Consider the following 2,009-nt stretch of genomic DNA (forward strand, 5'->3'; position numbering starts at 1 on the left):
GCTTAATTCTTGCATTGATTGGAATTATCGTAATTAAAATGATGGTTTAATCAAATTGGTCTTTAAACTGCATATGAATCAAACCAGCAATTTCTAACAAAAGAAGACCCGCGTTATTGAAACGCGGGTCAGATTGTCGAGAAACCCCGTCATTTTGAGACGTGGGTTTCTTTTTTACATCATAATGCTTTGGTCTCTGGAGAAGCAGGGGGGGTTACCCCTGTTTCTCCAGGCGATCTAGGTGGATCGCCATCTTCTTCATGTTCTGCACGGCTGCCGTCATAAGGGCTTGTTCCCTGACGTTTGGAAGACCGCGCAAACGGCAATAGCGAAACCCATGGAGCTCTTTGGCATCCGCGAAGCTTCGCTCAATCGTCTCTTTTCGTTTGCGGTACAGCTTTTTACCAGATGGGCTCAGCCGGTTGCTCCGTACCCACTCTTTGCTGTCTTCCCAGACATGCCGAGTCACCACTTTGCGGTGGTTTCGAGACTGGGTACACTGACTTAGCAGTGGGCAATGCTGGCACTGAGCTGGGTCAGAGGCATACTGCCGGTATCCCTTACGGTCCGTCGTTCGGTAGGGCAGTTCCTGTTGGGCTGGGCATCTATACGCATTGCGTTTGGCATCGTATTCAAACTTCCATTTCGGAAACAGTCCTTGTCTGGGATGGAATCTTCGGTGAGCAATCACGGCAAAAATCTTTCGGTTCTGCAACCCTCGGCAAATCGGCGTTGTTAAATAACCTGAATCTAGTGCAACAGCTTCTACTTGAAAACCAAAACGTTCTCTTTGGCGATCCAAACGGGACAAATAGGGGACAGAATCATGTACATTCCCCGGTGTCACATGCACGTCCGTAATCAGATTGTACTTCATATCCACCGTGCGGTGGTCCAGATAGAAGAAGCCTTCGGGCTTGCCATCACGGATCATATAGCCGCTGTCCGGGTCTGTTTTGCTCACTTTAATTTCTTTTTCTTCATTCACTTCCTCTCGGGATTTTAAGGCTTTTTTCCGTGGTTTCTCCGGTCATCCTTCACCGCTTCGTTCAGCTCGTCCATATAGTCTTTAGTATTCTGCGACACTTGTTCTTTGGTGTACTGGTGCCTGTTAGCATTGGCTTTGACGTGTGTGGAATCGGTGACGAGAACACGCCCACCCACCATTCGGTGAGAGATCGCCTGCAGCACAATTTCATCGAAGATATCTTGAAAGATCGTGGTGTCTTTAAAGCGAGTGCGACGATTCCAGCTCATCGTCGTATGGTCCGGAACTTTATCCGTTAAGCCCAACCCCAGAAACCAACGATAAGCTAGGTTCGTCTGAATTTCTCGCTCGAGTTGCCGTTCTGAGCGAATGCCATAGAAATAACCGAGAAAGATCATTTTAAACAATACGGTAGGATCAATGGCAGGACGCCCGTTGTCTGCACAATACAGTGGTCGAACTTTATCATCGATAAACGAAAAATCGATATACTTATCTACTTTGCGGAGCAAGTGATCTTGAGGAACCAGATCTTCGATGGAAACAAATTCGTAGGATTGTTGTTTTTCGCGGTTGGAGCGTAGCATATCAACACCATCCGTTCTACAATAGTTACCTATATTATACAACATTAACGCGGTGTCGTCTTAAACAAAATTAATATAAAATAGGCTGTCGAGACTTTCTCGACAGCCTGACCCGCGTTATTGAAACGCGGGTCTTCTTTTGTTAGAGTTCATTGAGCTTACTCAAAGTGGTACCTTTTATATAATCTAAACAATTCGGAATATAAAATGGAGCTAATCCATCTTATACTCTTCCCCTAATATATAATGTGCATAATCAACCTAAACTGACGAATTGTTTATAATACTTAAATTTTCAAAGGGAATTGTATTTTTTTTAATGTTAGTACATGAGCGTTGTGTCGGAAAAAGAATACTTTGCAGGCAAGGGCAGTCGGACAAGCCGCCACCCTCTGCACACGCAAAGTGAAATCATTGCATTTTAGAAAACGGAT

General features: G+C 44.9%; 1 protein-coding gene. It reads right to left on the reverse strand.

Annotation, left to right across the window (positions count from 1 at the left end; translation table 11 throughout):
* Positions 1-214: 214 nt before the first annotated feature.
* A protein-coding gene (locus ACEN8J_RS10210; RefSeq protein WP_495594142.1) for an IS1182 family transposase occupies positions 215-1,575 on the reverse strand; the annotation gives its coding sequence in 2 pieces (ribosomal slippage) (positions 215-1,008 and positions 1,008-1,575; 1,362 coding nt in all).
* Positions 1,576-2,009 lie beyond the last annotated feature (434 nt).

This window comes from Paenibacillus sp. Paensp38 (assembly GCF_059491915.1).